Origin of the sequence: Siphonobacter sp. SORGH_AS_0500, assembly GCF_031453245.1 — a bacterium.
Taxonomy (GTDB): domain Bacteria; phylum Bacteroidota; class Bacteroidia; order Cytophagales; family Spirosomataceae; genus Siphonobacter.
In genome coordinates this window covers 1,458,444-1,474,350 of the sequence record NZ_JAVIYT010000001.1, presented here as the reverse complement: position 1 = coordinate 1,474,350, position 15,907 = coordinate 1,458,444, and the positions used below count along the sequence as shown (strand labels likewise).

11 protein-coding genes are annotated in these 15,907 nt (G+C 46.7%); 9 read left to right on the top strand and 2 right to left on the bottom strand.

Annotation, left to right across the window (positions count from 1 at the left end):
- The first annotated feature begins 437 nt into the window (after positions 1–437).
- Complete coding sequence (locus QE357_RS06115) at positions 438–1,979, top strand: magnesium chelatase (protein ID WP_309706419.1); 1,542 nt, start codon at positions 438–440, stop codon at positions 1,977–1,979.
- A 261-nt stretch (positions 1,980–2,240) separates the two neighbouring features.
- Here QE357_RS06115 and QE357_RS06110 read toward each other — a convergent pair whose 3' ends face one another.
- Positions 2,241–3,278 carry a GntR family transcriptional regulator gene (locus QE357_RS06110; protein ID WP_106636305.1) on the bottom strand — a complete coding sequence of 346 codons (1,038 nt, stop codon included), beginning with the start codon at positions 3,276–3,278 and terminating at the stop codon, positions 2,241–2,243.
- A gap of 144 nt (positions 3,279–3,422) precedes the next feature.
- Here QE357_RS06110 and QE357_RS06105 point away from each other — a divergent pair, with 144 nt between their 5' ends.
- From QE357_RS06105 to QE357_RS06080, 6 genes are all read left to right on the top strand, one after another.
- The gene (locus tag QE357_RS06105) at positions 3,423–6,164 is read left to right on the top strand and encodes a family 78 glycoside hydrolase catalytic domain (protein WP_309706418.1); all 2,742 of its coding nucleotides are present in this window, start codon (positions 3,423–3,425) and stop codon (positions 6,162–6,164) included.
- Between the two features lie 291 nt (positions 6,165–6,455).
- Positions 6,456–8,567 carry a bifunctional aldolase/short-chain dehydrogenase gene (locus QE357_RS06100; RefSeq protein ID WP_309706417.1) on the top strand — a complete coding sequence of 704 codons (2,112 nt, stop codon included), beginning with the start codon at positions 6,456–6,458 and terminating at the stop codon, positions 8,565–8,567.
- Between the two features lie 173 nt (positions 8,568–8,740).
- Positions 8,741–9,055 carry an L-rhamnose mutarotase gene (gene rhaM, locus QE357_RS06095; protein ID WP_309706416.1) on the top strand — a complete coding sequence of 105 codons (315 nt, stop codon included), beginning with the start codon at positions 8,741–8,743 and terminating at the stop codon, positions 9,053–9,055.
- Positions 9,056–9,201: 146 nt separating this feature from the next.
- Positions 9,202–10,482, top strand: a complete 1,281-nt coding sequence (locus tag QE357_RS06090) for a TIM barrel protein (protein WP_309706415.1) — start codon at positions 9,202–9,204, stop codon at positions 10,480–10,482.
- Positions 10,483–10,500: 18 nt separating this feature from the next.
- The gene (locus tag QE357_RS06085; RefSeq protein WP_309706414.1) at positions 10,501–11,940 is read left to right on the top strand and encodes an FGGY family carbohydrate kinase; all 1,440 of its coding nucleotides are present in this window, start codon (positions 10,501–10,503) and stop codon (positions 11,938–11,940) included.
- Positions 11,941–12,069: 129 nt separating this feature from the next.
- Positions 12,070–12,804: a (Fe-S)-binding protein gene (locus QE357_RS06080; RefSeq protein WP_106636296.1), complete on the top strand. Its 735-nt coding sequence runs from the start codon at positions 12,070–12,072 to the stop codon at positions 12,802–12,804.
- 61 nt (positions 12,805–12,865) lie between these two features.
- Here QE357_RS06080 and QE357_RS06075 read toward each other — a convergent pair whose 3' ends face one another.
- Positions 12,866–13,255: a hypothetical protein gene (locus tag QE357_RS06075; protein ID WP_106636295.1), complete on the bottom strand. Its 390-nt coding sequence runs from the start codon at positions 13,253–13,255 to the stop codon at positions 12,866–12,868.
- 558 nt (positions 13,256–13,813) lie between these two features.
- Between QE357_RS06075 and QE357_RS06070 the strand changes: the two genes are divergently transcribed.
- Together QE357_RS06070 and QE357_RS06065 are read left to right on the top strand one after the other, a co-directional pair.
- Positions 13,814–15,187 carry a lactate utilization protein B gene (locus tag QE357_RS06070; RefSeq protein WP_106636294.1) on the top strand — a complete coding sequence of 458 codons (1,374 nt, stop codon included), beginning with the start codon at positions 13,814–13,816 and terminating at the stop codon, positions 15,185–15,187.
- 42 nt (positions 15,188–15,229) lie between these two features.
- Positions 15,230–15,820 carry an LUD domain-containing protein gene (locus tag QE357_RS06065; RefSeq protein ID WP_309706413.1) on the top strand — a complete coding sequence of 197 codons (591 nt, stop codon included), beginning with the start codon at positions 15,230–15,232 and terminating at the stop codon, positions 15,818–15,820.
- Positions 15,821–15,907 lie beyond the last annotated feature (87 nt).

Here is a 15,907-nt window from a genome sequence, read left to right as displayed (position 1 = left end):
GGCATTATTGCTACCAACGTGGCCTGGCCAACGTGTCCCGGCCAGTTTTTCTGCCGCAGTCGCTCGGCTCTAGCTGAATGGCGATATAGCCTGGCAGGCCTCTGGCCGATAGTTGCAAGTATGTTTTTATTAGGGAAAGGGATTCTCTTACCAGATACTAGTTCGCATCCTACCGGCCGGAGGCCTAGAGCCAGGTGGTCACTCGGCTGGAGCCGAGCGACTGCGGCAGAGACAGCTTAATTTCCAGTAAAAAAGTATTATCAATTCTAAGGAAGTTTCTTCACTTTGCTCTGAATGACAGTTTTAGTAAGTGTATAGCGAAGGTTGTGCGAACACCAGCCAAAGTATTCGATCATTAGCCACAGGAATAGAGAAACGCTATTCAAACCTTTTTTACTTTGTCAGCGTTACCCATTTACTAGCTAAACCCCTTTTAGATGTCGTATCACTCGCTTCCTGTTTCCGATAAATTACAACTTACTACGCTCGGTCAGCTTAAGGCGGCTGGCTACCAACCCGAATCTATTAAAGACGAACTTCGTCGGAATCTAATTGCTAAAATGCGTTCAGGCGAGCCTGTTTTCCCCGGTATTTATGGATACGAAGACACGGTAATTCCCGACGTGGAGCGTGCTCTTCTTTCCCGGCACCACATTAACCTGCTAGGTCTTCGGGGTCAGGCCAAAACCCGGATTGCCCGCTTGATGGTATATCTGCTCGACGAGTACATTCCTGTCGTAGAAGGCTCTGAATTGAATGACGATCCACTGCAACCGCTGTCTCGCTTTGCAGTAGACCTTATTGCGGAGAAAGGCGACGACACACCCGTCACCTGGCTGCACCGGGAAGAACGTTACACCGAAAAACTGGCCACACCCGACGTATCCGTAGCGGACCTCATTGGTGACGCTGACCCCATTAAAGCCGCAACGCTGAAGTTACCCTATTCTGACGAGCGGGTGATTCACTTTGGGCTGATTCCCCGTTCGCACCGGAGTATTTTTGTCATTAATGAATTACCTGATTTACAGGCTCGTATTCAGGTTTCGTTATTTAATATTTTACAGGAAGGCGACATTCAGATTCGCGGGTTTAAACTGCGATTACCGCTGGACATTCAATTCGTTTTCACGGCTAACCCGGAAGATTATACGAACCGGGGCAGCATTGTAACGCCTCTGAAAGACCGGATCGACAGCCAGATTCTAACGCACTACCCACGTACCCTGGAAATTGGCAAGCGTATTACTAAGCAAGAGGCCAAGGTGAAAGAAGGTCAGGAAATCGTGACGATTAATGAAGTGACGGAAGACCTCATCGAACAAATTGCCATTGAAGCCCGTCAGAGCGAATATGTTGATGCGAAATCGGGAGTATCCGCCCGGATGACGATTTCAGCCTATGAAAATCTGGTATCGGCTGCCGAACGTCGGGCTTTATTGAATAATGAAGAACGTACGTTTGTTCGCATTTCTGATTTATACGGCGTTATTCCCGCCATTACAGGTAAGGTAGAATTGGTTTACGAAGGCGAGGTTGAAGGCCCGTACATTGTGGCTATGAACCTGGTCAGTAAGGCCATCAAAACGCAGTTTCTGAATTACTTCCCCGATCCTGAAAAGCTTAAAAAGCAGATCAAGAATAAGAAAAATCCCTTCCAGAAAATTCAGAACTGGTTCAGCGAAAACTCGCTGGACTTACTGAGTGATTTGTCAGATAAGGATTACCAAAACCGACTGCTGGCCATTGATGGGCTGGATGATCTGGTGGAAGAATTTCATACCGACATCACGGGCAATGAGAAGTTCTTCTTCATGGAATTCGTCCTCCACGGCATGGCAGAATTTTCGCTCATCAGCAAAAAACCACTCGATACTGGTTTGCAATTTAAAGACCTTACCGATAGTCTCATGTCAGGTTTAAGCTTTGACGATGATGAAGAGGAGGATGATGATGAAGATTTTGGCCGACGTCGTTAGTTGTTAATTCGTTGTTAGTTGTTACTTATTTATTGTTAGTGAAAAGGACGGCTTCTTGCAGAGCCGTCCTTTTTCTATAACCTAATTGACGTAGAGACGCGACTTTATCGCGTCTAGCTGGGAAGTGAGAACTTGTTTAACTGGTAACAAAACTGCCTCTCAACCAATGAAATGTAATTAATTGGGGTTCGAAACCGCCTTTACCCAGACGCGACTTAATCGCGTTTCTACCAACAAACAACCATCAACTAACCACTATAACTAAACTGATTTTCGCACAATTAACCTAAATGGATTTGCAATCTGTTCCGTTGAATTTTTCAGGATTAACTCAGCCGCCTGCTTGCCCATGGCTTCAAAATCAGTAGACAACACGGTGATGCCATCCAGAATAATTTCCTTGAGCGGGCTTTCGTTGTATGAAATAATGCCAACGTCCTGCCCTACCATAAGTCCACTCGATTTCGCCTGCTTCACCAGCGTTACCAGATCATCTTCCATCAGGTTAATGTACACATCGCCGGGCGACATTAACTCCTTCGAAACGTCGGAAATAATTTTATAAGGGAACCCAAATTCGGTACAGAATTTCTGGAAACCGATCAGAATTTCGCGGGCGTGATAGGTATGTAACGGAAAGATCAACTTCAACGTCTGATACTTCCGCAGTAACTCTTCTCCTTCGGTCAGTGCCGTGAAAATGTCCTTTTCAAAATCCTGATACACTGACGCGTAATCCCCTTCTACCCCCGGAATCAATTTATCCAGAATCAATAACTGTTCTTTGGGTAAATGATTTACCAGCTCGGCTGCCGACTCACCTCCTTCCAGAAAGTGAGCAATAATGACGTAGTGGGTATAATGACCAGCCCGGTTCTGAATCAGCTCCTTGAAAAGTCGAAAGTTGTTATTATAGACGTAAAAATCGACGGCTGTTTCCTCGCCCAGCACTTCAACCATCGTATCATAAATGATCTTTTTATGGGGGCTTAGTTTATTAAACAGTAAAAAAACCCGGCGTTTCTGACGGTAACTCGCACTAGCAATGTAAAAACCTTTTCCTGGTACCGAACCTAGAATTCCTAGCTTTTTTAGCTCATTATAAGCCTTTTCTGCCGTATCTCTGGAAATGTCGTACAACATCGACAATTCATTGATCGACGGCAACCCCTGGTTCGTTTTCACTAACCCTCGTTCAATAGCCGAGATAACCGAATTGACGATTTGTTTGTATTTAGGAGTAGTCGAATACTCGTCAATCTGAATAATTTCGAAAACCTGCCGAACCGTTTGTTTCATAGACTACCTGTGTGCTAACTAGCTGTAAAGGCCGTAAGTTAACCGGAAATGGAATGAGTACTATCTTTTTTTGTATGGTTCTGAATAGATTCTTTCCTTTGGGTTATGGCTACTTTGAACTAGCTGTTCTTAACTCTCTAAACTATGATCCCTTATTCATTACGTCTCAGTCGATGGCTCCTGCTTGGTTGCTGCCTCTTCGTGAGTGAGTTACTCCAAGCTCAAAATGCTCCCCAAAAACTTCGATTTGAATACGGCGATATTCGGCTGGGCACGGGTGTAACCCAACCCCGGTTGAGCTGGCAACTCGCTAATACACACCCCGGCGTTCGACAAACGGCTTATCAGATTCTAGTGGCTTCTTCACCCGAAAAACTAGCCCAAAATGAAGCCGATCTCTGGGATTCAGGCAAGGTTAAAACCAGCCAGTCGGTGTATGTCGATTACCAGGGTAAATCGCTGGAAAGTCGTCAGCGTTATTTCTGGAAAGTGCAAACCTGGGATGAAAAAGGGACCGCCTCGGGCTGGTCTTCGGCAGATTGGTGGGAAATGGGTTTACTCGATAAAAAAGAATGGAAAGCCGACTGGATTGGGATGGCTGGAATTATTGGCGAGCCTCCTCGCTCGACGCAGGCTCGCAAAGATTTTTCGGTAAAGAATAACCTCGTCAAGGCCCGGATTTATGCCACGGGTTTAGGCGATTATGTGCTAAAGATTAATAATCAGAAAGTAGGCGATCAACTTCTCGCCCCCGGCTGGACGGATTACCTCAAGAAAGTATACTACCAGACTTACGATGTTACCTCTTTATTGAAAAGTGGTGAAAATCAGTTGGATGCTTTTTTGGGTAACGGTTGGTGGAGCGGTGGACTGGGCTGGGGCGGTGGTTTTCATCGCTATTCTCAGGGGCCACTCCGCTTATTATGCCAGTTGGAATTGACCTATGCCGACGGTAGCACGGAAGTAATTGCATCTAATAAAGACTGGAAAATTCGCCTTTCGCCCGTGATTTACGATGCCATGTATCACGGCGAACATTACGACGCCCGGCTGGAAGCCAAAGGTACAGACGCCGACGGATGGGTTACGCCTGTGGTGTTAAATGATGCCAAAAACCAAACGACGCTTTTTGGGCCGAATAAAGATCCGAACGTAGGCGAAAAAGCGGACATTTTCGACATGAAGAAAATGGAAGTAGTGGCTCAGGAAGCCCCGCCCATTCGGGTCACAGAAACGAAAAAAGCGGTGACCGTAACCGAACCCAAACCGGGTCATTTCGTTTTTGATTTCGGTCAGAATATGGCCGGAATTGTCCATTTAAGTATTCCGAAGGCTACGTATAGTCAGGAAGTGGTCTTGCATTTTGCGGAGTTGTTACACGAAGACGGCACCGTTGCTCAGGAAAACCTGCGTTCGGCCAAGTCAACGGATCGTTACATCTGTAAAAGCAACGGCGAAGCAGAAGAATGGGAGCCGATGTTTCTTTACCACGGCTTTCGTTACGTGGAAGTCGTCGGATTCCCCGGTAAACCAACCGTTGAAAATGTAGTAGCAAAGGTAATCCATACCGATTTCCAGCCCATTGGTGAGTTTTCGGCTTCCGAAGAAATTCTGAATAAAATCTACTCCAATGCGAAATGGACCCTGAAGAGTAATGCGTTATCTATCCCCACCGATTGCCCCCAACGGGACGAACGATTAGGCTGGATGGGTGATGCTCAGATTTTCGTGGCATCCTCCTGTTACTTGATGGACATCAATAGTTTCTGGGCGAAATACGCTCGTGACATCGCGGATTCTCAGCACCCTTCCGGTTATGTCTACGATGTAAATCCGAAGATGGTGGTGGGTGGTCCTTCCAAACCCGCCTGGGGCGATGCAACGCTAATTGTTCCCTGGACGACGTATGAATTTTTCGGGGATAAACGCATTCTCGAAAAGAACTACGAAAGTATGAAAGCCTGGGTGGAGTACATGAATACCCACACTTCCACCAAAAAAGCAGGGATCTATTACTTCTCTGATCCTGATGAAAAATGGTTTGGTTATGGCGACTGGGTTCCCGTCGTGGCTTCTCCGGGCAAGCCTATCGGCGGAGCGTATCAGATTTACTCCAATACCTTACTAGCCAAAGCGGCCCACGTATTAGGAAAAACAAAGGAGGCTGAAACCTATGCGGCTTTAGCTAAACAGTATACTACAAAATATAATGAACTGTATTTCAAGGATAATAACTACGAAGGAAAAACGCAGGCAGCCAATTTGATGCCGCTTTCCTTTGGCATTGTTCCTGAAAAATTGAAACCCGTCATTGCGAAAAACGTGGCCGATGATGTCAAAGCTCATCAGGATCATTTGACGACGGGCTTTATTGCTTCGCAGCAGATTTTACCCCGATTAACGGATTACGGGTATAATGACCTGGCCTACAAAGTGGCCACTCAGAAAACCTATCCAAGCTGGGGTTACATGGCCGAAAATGGAGCGACAACCATGTGGGAACTCTGGAATTCAGACAAGGAACGTCCTGAAGGCATGAACTCCCGAAATCACTTTGCGTATGGTTCGGTAATTGAATGGTACTTCCGTTACCTGGCTGGGGTAGAACCCATTGAGCCGGGGTTCAAAACCTTCCGCATCGCCCCTAAGCCCCCGAAGGGTTTGAATAGGGTTAACTTCTCGTATCAGTCTTTATACGGCCCAATTGTTTCGAATTGGGAGCGTAAAGATGGAAAGTTAATTCTAAACGTAACCATTCCGCCTAACACGGTAGCTGATCTAGAATTACCCCTACAGGCGGGACAATCGGCTTCGCTGGAAGGCAAGAAGTTAAAGAAAGGCGTTTCCAAGCTTCAGCCAGGCTCTTATCAGATTTTGATTCAGTAACCGTCACGGTTGCAACTTTCTTCGATTACGAAATTTCTAACACACCTTTCCGAAAGTTTAAAGCTTTCGGAAAGGTGTGTTACCGCTGTTCCGGGTTTGCAATCCGTTTATCGGAATTATAAATCCCATACAGATGGCTTTCGGATTGTAAATCCGAAAGAGTGACCCTCAGGGAACCTTAACCTTCACAGAGCAGGACAGTTCACCCTAACAGACCATGACGGCTCATTCTTTTTCCTTTGGTTCATTTGTACCGCTAACTAAGAATCTGTTTCATTTTTATATACAATCATGACTGAGACTACCTCTTTTAAACATGTAAGTTATTTGTGGGACGACGCGAAAGCAGCTGAACTCGCTGGCGACGAAGTAGCTCTCCTCATTTACCGTTCCAACCTCCTTGGAGCGGATCTTCGCTTGACGAATTACGGCGGTGGTAATACTTCCTGTAAGGTTACTTCTCCCGATCCATTGACAGGCCAGGACACGCCCGTAATGTGGGTAAAAGGCTCTGGTGGTGATTTAGGAACTTTGAAAAAATCAGGTCTGGCGGCTTTGTATCTGGACCGTCTGCACGCTCTAAAAAACCGTTACCGAGGGCTGGAATTTGAAGATGAAATGGTCAACTTATTTAACTATTGCATCTACGACCTGGACTCCAAAGCTCCTTCGATTGATACGCCCTTACACGCTTTTTTACCCTTCAAGCACGTCGATCACCTGCACCCCGATGCAGCCATCGCCATTGCGGCGGCCAAAGACGGCGAACAAATCGTTAAAGACTTATTCGGTGGAACTCTAGGTTGGGTTCCCTGGCAGCGTCCTGGCTTCGACCTCGGTTTGCAACTAGAGCGTTGCTTGGCTGAAAATCCTGGCATTCGCGGCATTTTTCTGGGTAGTCACGGACTATTTACCTGGGGTGACACAGCTTACGAAAGCTACCTTAACACACTGGAAGTAATCGAGCGTTGTGCTGAATACCTGGAAGAAAACTACGGCAAAAAAGGGCCCGTTTTTGGTGGGCAAAAAGTAGAAACAGTAGCGAATCGTAAAGAACAGGCTGCCAAACTGGCTCCCGTGTTACGCGGATTTTGCTCAAGTTATGTTCGTATGGTCGGTCACTTTACCGATGATGAACGCGTGCTGCAATTCATCAACTCTAACGATCTGGACAAACTGGCTCCGCTGGGGACTTCCTGCCCTGACCACTTCCTTCGTACCAAAATTCAGCCGCTTGTTCTCGACTTACCCGCGGATGCTGATCTTTCAGATACCGCAGTATTGAAGGAAAAGCTGGCTCCGGCGTTTGAAGCTTATCGTCAGATGTATACGGAGTATTACGAAAACTGCAAACGCAGCAACAGCCCTGCCATGCGTGATCCAAATCCAGTAGTGATTCTGTGGCCGGGCGTAGGTCAGTTTACGTTTGCCAAAGACAAACAAACGGCTCGGGTTGCTTCTGAGTTTTATGTGAATGCCATCAACGTGATGCGTGGAGCAGAAGCCATCTCTGAATACACCTCCTTACCTCGGCAGGAAGCTTTTGATATTGAATACTGGTTACTCGAAGAAGCAAAACTGCAACGCATGCCCAAACCGAAACCTTTGTCGGGGAAAATCGCTCTGATTACGGGTTCTGCGGGAGGTATTGGCAAGGCCATCGCGAAGAAATTACAGGCAGAAGGTGCGGTTATTTTCCTGAATGATAACGACTCTGGCCGTCTGGAAGGAGCGAAAGAAGAATTCCAGAAAAACTACGGTAAGGATGCTTTCAACGCAGAACTACTGGATGTAACTTCTGCTGAATCCATCGAAAAAGCATTCGATGCCTGTGCTCTGGCGTTCGGTGGCGTAGATATCGTGGTTAATAATGCCGGTATATCCATCTCTAAATCCATCGCCGATCACACGGAAAAAGATTGGGATTTGTTATTCGACATCCTCGTCAAAGGCCAGTTCCTGGTTTCGCAGGCTGCCGTTGCCATGATGCGGAAACAAGCTTTAGGTGGCGATATTATTAACATCGCTTCCAAAAACGCCGTAGTAAGCGGTCCTAATAACCTGGGGTATGGTTCGGCGAAAGCCGCTCAGGCCCATGGTACCCGCCTGCTGGCGGCGGAAGTGGGTCCCGAAAAAATCCGCGTCAATACAATTAATCCCGACGCAGTCATTGCTGACTCTAAAATCTGGGCAGGTGCCTGGGCCGAGGGTCGTGCAAAAGCCTATGGTATTACGGTAGAAGAGTTACCCGCTTTCTACGCAAAACGCACTTTACTGAACGAAATCATCCTGCCCGAAGACATCGCCAACGCCTGCTTCGCGTTTACTGGAGGGTTACTAAACAAGTCCACCGGCAACGCCCTCAACGTAGACGGCGGCGTAGCCATGGGCTTTTACCGATAAGAATCGTTTTCCGTTTGCTGTTTTCAGTTTTCAATCAGGGATTGCCACAAAGGCTCTAGGACACGAAGATTCACGAAGCATTTTACTCGTTTTACTCTGTGCCGAACACTGAGCAACTCTGTGGTTAAGCTCAACTGAAAACAGCAAACTAACAACTGAAAACCAGCAAGCTTATGCCTCGTGTTGCTTTTAAGATGCAGTTGTTTCCTGGAAATGTGGATGAATACAGACGCCGCCACGATGAAATCTGGCCGGAGTTGGTAGAATTACTGCAAACCAGTGGCATTCATCACTACTCCATTTTTCTGGATGAAAGCACGAATACGCTGTTCGGCGTTCAGGAAGTGGATGACCTCGAAGTTTCAGGGAAATTACCCGAAAATCCCGTCATGAAGAAGTGGTGGGCGTACATGGCCGATCTCATGGAAACCAACCCAGATCAATCGCCCGTACAGGTATCTTTACCCGAAGTTTTTTACCTAAAGTGAGTTTGGAGTTTTGGGTTTCAGGTTTTGAGTTCATGCTACTAAAGTGTTTTATACAGAGAACTTTAAAACAAAAATGAAGTAGTAATAACCCTTAACTCAAAACCCTAAACACCCAACCCTAAACTCTTCAAAAACACTAACCACATATGCCTCTCGAATCTTATCAAATTGCTCAATATAACCAGCAACATGAAGCGGCTCACCGTCGGAAATTTGAATTTCTGGCCGGAGAACTCGGAGCCGACCTTACCGAACGCATACTGGCGAAGCTGATTGACTTTCAGATTGCCATTCCTAGCTGGGCTTTAGGTACGGGCGGAACCCGTTTTGGTCGTTTTGCTGGAGGTGGGGAACCCCGCAGTCTCGAAGAGAAAATTGCAGACGTAGGTCTATTACACGCCCTCAACCGCTCCAGCGGAGCAATTTCACTTCACATTCCCTGGGATATTCCAACAGATGGGGAGGCGATCAAGCAACTGGCAGCCAGTCATGGGCTGGTTTTTGATGCGATGAACTCGAATACCTTCCAGGATCAGGCCAACCAGGAATGGAGCTACAAATTTGGTTCGCTTCAGCACACGGACGCAGCCGTTCGGAAGCAAGCCATTCAGCATAACATCGACGTCATTCGTCACGGCGAAGCTCTGGGCTCCAAGTCATTAACCGTTTGGTTATCAGACGGTTCCAGCTTTCCCGGTCAGTTAAACTTCCGCAAAGCGTTCCAACGCACGCTGGAAGGTTTACAGGAAATCTACGCCGCTTTACCCGAAGACTGGAAACTCTTCGTGGAATACAAAGCCTTCGAACCTAACTTCTACTCAACCACCGTTGGGGATTGGGGCCAATCTTTCCTCTACGCCAGCAAGTTAGGCCCTAAAGCCTATACCCTCGTTGACTTAGGACACCACCTGCCCAATGCCAACATTGAGCAGATCGTTTCGCTGCTCTTGATGGAAGAAAAACTGGGTGGATTCCACTTCAACGATTCCAAGTACGGGGATGACGATTTAACGGCGGGTAGTATGAAGCCTTACCAGTTATTCCTGATTTTCAATGAATTGGTAGAGGGCATGGATGCTCGCGGTATGAATCACGCGACCGATTTAGGCTGGATGATCGATGCGTCTCATAACGTCAAAGATCCGCTGGAAGACTTACTACAATCCGTAGAAGCCATCAAACTGGCTTACGCTCAGGCCTTATTAGTAGACTGTGCGGCTCTGGAAGACGCCCGGAATAACAACGATGTCGTAACGGCTCAGGAAATTCTGCAAAATGCTTTCCGCACGGATTTACGTCCGTTACTGGCGGAAGCCCGCCTTCGCGTGGACGCGGCTCTGAATCCCGTAGGCCTGTTCCGTGAACAATCGCTTCGTAAAAAACTAATCGAAACCCGTGGCATGAAAGCCGTTTCTACGGGTCTTTAATCACACTAAAACGGCGTAATGCCAACTGCTGTGTTACGCCGTTTATCATCCAACTTCTGCCTTCAGAACATTATGTCGTCTCCCTGCGTTGCCATTTTTGATATTGGAAAGACCAATAAAAAACTCCTGGTTTTTAATCAGGATTACCAGATTGTGTATCAAAAACAGACGCCTTTTGAAGAAATCCCCGATGACGATGGATTTCACGGAGACGATTTGCAGTTGCTGACTAACTGGATGATTGATAGCCTGGCAGAGCTGCTCAATGAAGGTCAGTTTACTATTAAAGCTCTGAACTTTTCTGCTTACGGAGCAAGCTTTGTTCATGTGGACGCCGAAGGAAAGCCCGTTACGCCTCTCTATAATTACCTGAAGACGTTCCCGTTTGAGCTTCAGCAACGCTTCAACGATCATTACGGACCTGAACTGGAATGGGCGGCGAATACGGCTTCACCCGTATTAGGAATGCTCAATTCCGGCATGCAGTTATACTGGCTAAAGTATCAGAAACCGGATAAATTCTGGCAGATTGAGCATTCGTTGCACTTACCCCAGTACGCCAGTTACCTCTTCACCAAACGAGCCGTTTCTGAAATTACCAGTGTCGGTTGTCATACCGGACTTTGGGATTATAAACAACGCAAGTATCACCGCTGGGTGTTTGACGAAGCTTTTCATTCGCTCGGCCAGATGGTGTTACCTTCTTTTGTTACTTCCCCGGCATTGGCTAATCCCGATATGCAGGTGGGTGTAGGCATTCATGATAGCTCGGCGGCTCTGGTCCCTTACTTGCGGGTGTTTGGACAAGAACCTTTTCTGTTAATCTCGACCGGAACCTGGTGCATTACCATGAATCCATTCAGTAAAGATGAGTTAACTATTGGCGAGTTACGACAGGATTGTCTGAGTTACTTAACCTATCGGAGCGACGCTGTGAAAGCCTCCCGCTTATTTGCTGGGAATGAGCACGAACGGGCCGTCAAACATCTGTCGGAATATTTTGGTACTGAACTTTCGTATTACCAACGGGTATCTTTCGATGAAAGCCTTCTTTTGTCCTTACGTAGCCGTTTCCGTCAGGCCTCGTCCGAGCACGTTCAGTTAGGAACTTTACAGGATTCTACCTTTTCAGAACGTAATCTGAATGAGTTCACCAGCTACGAAGAAGCTTACCATCAGCTCATAATGGATTTGATGGCTCAGCAAATTGCTTCCGTAAAACTGGCAAAAGGCACCACCGACGTGAAACGGATTTTTGTGGATGGCGGTTTTAGTCGAAACGAGATTTACCTGCATCTGCTGGCTCAGGCTTTCCCGGAAAGTGAAGTGCTGGCTTCTGAAATTGCCCAGGCCTCGGCTCTTGGAGCCGCCCTGGTTATTGAAGAGGCCTGGAATAAGGAAAAACCTTTTGACGGAAGTTTATTTACGTTAAAGAAAACAGTTTACACGGAATTATAAATGGCTATTGGCCATTGGCGATTAGCTCCTGGCTTCCACTGATCTCAGGTCAGTCTTAGTTAACGATAGCGAATCAATCGAGTACGCAGGTACCCTAGCCAAAAGCCAATAGCGACAAGCTAAAAGCTGATGAAAGTTGCTCTTTTTGTTCCCTGCTACGTCGATCAATTTTATCCTCAGGTAGCCATTGCAACCCTGGAATTATTAGAAAAATTAGGCTGTGAGGTAGATTTCCCGAAAAATCAGACGTGTTGCGGGCAGCCCATGGCCAACTCCGGCTTTGAGCATTTAAACACGGGTTGCGATGCCAACTTCATTGCCAACTTCAAAGGATATGATTACATCGTGGGACCTTCCGGCTCCTGCGTTTTGCACATTAAGGAACACCTGCACGCTCCTGACCAATCCGTAGCCGATACCGTCCGGCATCGGGTTTATGAACTTACCGAGTTTTTAACGGATATTCTGAAAGTCGAAAATCTTACGGCTCGGTTTCCGCATAAAGTGGGCGTACACCAGAGTTGCCACGGTCAACGTGGGCTGAAAACATCCCAAATGACCGAACTGAACTGCCCTGCTTTTTCCAAGCCAGGCAAGTTATTGAGTATGGTGAAGGATCTGGAACTGGTTGAACTGGATCGGCAGGACGAATGCTGTGGATTTGGCGGCACCTTTGCCGTCAGTGAAGAAGCCATTTCTTCGAAAATGGGGAAAGATCGCGTGGCTGATCACCAACGTCACGGAGCAGAATACATCACGGGCGGGGATGTTTCCTGCCTGATGCATATGGAGGGGATTTTGAAACGTCAGAAAAGCCCGATTCGGGTCGTGCACATTGCTGAAATTCTGAACGCTCAGCTCTAAAAAAGAACATCCCGCCGGTTTTCACCAGCGGGACGTTTGTATGGGGGAATTCAATTCTAGATTAGTTACGAGCTAAAACAACGCGGTTGGTTTGCGTAGAGATTTCGAACGATTGAGTGTAACGGTTTTTGCCTCCTAATACTTCGAAAGTGTATTTACCATCACCTAACGTTGAAAGATCAAATAAACGCAGGTAAGCTTCGCTAGTGGTCGTTTCAGTAAACAGCGTAGTATTTTCCTTATCCTTGATAGCGATTGTTAATTTCTTTTTATCAGGGTTTTGGAACGTAAGTTGGAAACGCAGTTGAGAATCCTGAGCTAATTGAGCATTGTAAGGATTAGCTTTTACCGTTTCCTTCGCAGGATCAGAAGTGATGGCAGCAGTTGCATTGAATGCTAATGAGCTAAATGCTACGAAAGCTGCAAGGATGAAGTTGATTGACTTTTTCATGGGATGTATGAGTTTCAAATGGGAATAATACAAAACAAATCAAATCGGCTTTTGAAAGTTTGTTTCTGCCGTTTGGTTGATACAAAGTTGCACACTATTTGATTATGAGTCAATTACCTAAATGTTAAGAACGAAAAGTTCCTTTCACGGTGCCACCCAAAACTTGAAAAAGTACAATGATTATGCTATTTATTATGCAAGTTGTTTAAAAAGTACAATGCTTTTTTTTAATAAAATTTATTAATTCCGACAAGAGGTAGGTTAATTAAACAAGAATAACTAACTAAAGTACAATTTATATTTCCCTACAACAGGTTAACCTATTATGCCAAAGGCTGATTTTTAATTATTTACTATGGCTATATCTTATGATTCGACACCATTTTTATTGGAAACTAATACTTTTTCAAAATAGAGCTTATAAATTTTAACCGGAAAGCAATCCAGGAAAAGTTAAATATTCCGTTTTAGCGTTCAGGACTAAAATTAGGCTTCGTTTTTATCTGAATAAGGAAAAGTGCAATTTACAGGCCCTTTTCCCCTTTGAGCACAACAACTATGAGTCAGCATACATTGGATCACGCCGCCGCTTCCGAGGTGTTCAACCGGGACGAACCCCGGGTCGACTGGCACGATGAAACGCTCTGGTGGGTTCGCCAGAAACGTGACCGGGCTTCTAAAGGCATTCCTGAATGGGAAGACCTTCGCGAAGCTGCTTCGCGAATCAAGCACCATGTACTTTCGAACATGGACGTTTTGCTAGAAACATTCGAACGGAATGCTCAGAACAATGGGGTGACGGTTCACTGGGCAGCCAATGCTCAGGAGCACAACGAGATTATCCATTCGCTGCTGGCTAAAAAAGGCATTGATCGGATGATCAAGTCCAAGTCCATGTTAACGGAAGAATGTCACCTCAATGATTTTCTGCGAAGCAAAGGCATCGAAGTCATTGATACCGACCTGGGGGAACGCATCGTTCAGTTACGACAGGAACCTCCGAGTCACATTGTATTACCCGCCATTCACCTCAAAAAATCGGACGTAGGCGATACCTTTCACGAACACCTCGGTACCGAAAAAGGGGCCACCGATCCGCAGTACCTGACTGAAGCCGCTCGTCAGCATTTGCGGGAAACGTTTCTGACCCGCCGGGCGGCTCTGACGGGCGTGAACTTCGCCATTGCCGAAACGGGTGGTTTCGTAGTTTGCACCAACGAAGGCAACGCCGACATGGGAGCTCACCTTTCCGAAATTCACATTGCCAGTATGGGTTTCGAGAAGATTATTCCCAAAGCTGAGCATTTGGGCGTCTTTTTGAGACTGTTAACCCGGAGTGCGACAGGACAACCGGTTACCGCTTATTCCAGTCACTTCCATCGTCCTCGCCCCGGCCAGGAGATGCACATTGTAATTGTAGACAATGGTCGGAGTACACAGTTGGGTCGTGAAGATTTCCGTAACTCTTTGAAGTGTATTCGTTGCGGAGCCTGCATGAATACCTGTCCAGTATACCGTCGTAGCGGCGGGCATAGTTACCACAACGCCGTGGCTGGTCCAATTGGCTCGATTCTGGCCCCGAACCTCGACATGCGAAAAAATGCAGACTTACCCTTTGCCAGTACGCTTTGTGGCAGTTGTAGTAACGTATGTCCCGTAAAAATCGACATTCACGACCAGCTTTATAAGTGGCGGCAGGTTTTAGCGAAGGAAGGCTACGTGGGGGGCATGAAGAAAACCAGCTTACAATTAGCTGCGAAAGTACTCGCCTCGCCTACCCTGTTCAAGCTCAGTTTTAATACGGCTCGGGCGGTTCTGCGAATGGCTCCCTGGGCAGCTAATAACCCGCTGAATGCCTGGAGTATCCACCGCGAATTACCCGATGCCCCGAAGGAGAGCTTCCGGCAGTGGTACGAAAAGAACCGAAAGTAATATCCTCATCTGAAGGCCCATGCCTTCTATATTATTAGGTATATGTCAACGAGTCGTGAATCTATATTAAGTGCCATTCGAAAAAACAAGCCGGATTTATTACCCCTGCCCGACAAGTTCACCTTCGAATCGAATTACCCCGATGTGCTGGAGCAATACCAGCAAACCTTGCAAATGATTGGCGGAACGGTAGAGGTCGTTCCTGACTTACCCACCGTATCGCAACGCATTGGTGAGTTATTTCCCAATTTTAAAGAAGTAGCCGTCACGATTCCTGACCTACGTTATCTCGCTGATGTAAATCTGGAAAACATAACTGATCCCCATGAATTGGAGGATATTAACCTGGCGATTATCCCCGGGCGTTACGGCGTAGCCGAAAACGGAGCCATCTGGGTAACCGAACAGGAAATGAAACAGCGGGCCTTACCCTTCATTACGCAACATCTGGTACTGGTAATTCGGGCGGAAACCATCGTTCCGAACATGCACGAGGCTTATAAACGAATTCAGGTAGATGAAACGGGCTTCGGTACCTTTATTGCGGGTCCATCCAAAACGGCTGATATTGAACAGTCTCTGGTAGTAGGAGCTCACGGAGCCAGAAGTCTGGTAGTGTTTATTATTAAGTAAGGAGCTTACGCATTTAACGATAAAAGCCCCCGGCTCGCTGTCAATTAGCGAGCCGGGGGTTTTGTTTTTATACACGTATCTTAATAA